Here is a 600-nt window from a genome sequence, read left to right on the forward strand (position 1 = left end):
GTGCGGTGCGGGACGCGACGAGAACCAGCGATAGACCATCCCCTTTTTTGGCGATATGTTCGATAGCGAACATACCGCGACTCCGTCAGCGCCTATAGTCGCCACCATCGGCGGTATGGCGCGGTACGCGTTCCACGCCGGCTCCGACCTTGTGCGGAGCTTCGTGACATGGCCCTTTCCCGCGACCCGAAGCAGAATCATCTGCTGGCGGCCCTGCCTGACGCAGAGTGGCAGCGCTGGCTACCCCAGCTCGAATGGGTCGAGTTGTCGCTCGGCCAGGTGCTCTACGAACCCGGGCGTGCGCTCAGCCACGTTTACTTCCCCACCTCGGCCATCGTCTCGCTGCTGTACGTGATGGAGAACGGCTCGTCGGCCGAGATCGCCGTGGTGGGCAATGAGGGAATCGTCGGCATCTCGCTGTTCATGGGGGGCGAATCGACGCCCAGCCGCGCAGTGGTGCAGAGCGCCGGCGGAGGCTTCCGGTTGAAGGCATCGACGATCAAGGATGAGTTCAATCGCGCGCCGGTGTTGCACCTGCTGCTGCGCTATACGCAGGCGCTGATCACCCAGATGGCGCAGACGGCGGTGTGCAACCGCCAC

At 64.2% G+C, this 600-nt stretch carries 1 protein-coding gene; it reads left to right on the plus strand.

Features of this window, described 5'->3' with window-relative positions:
• Window positions 1–168: 168 nt before the first annotated feature.
• Window positions 169–600 (plus strand): Crp/Fnr family transcriptional regulator (locus tag AC1D01_RS37885; protein ID WP_477875128.1); only part of this gene is annotated, 432 nt, incomplete at its 3' end.

The sequence above is a fragment of the Rhizobacter sp. P3_B12 genome (assembly GCF_056402895.1).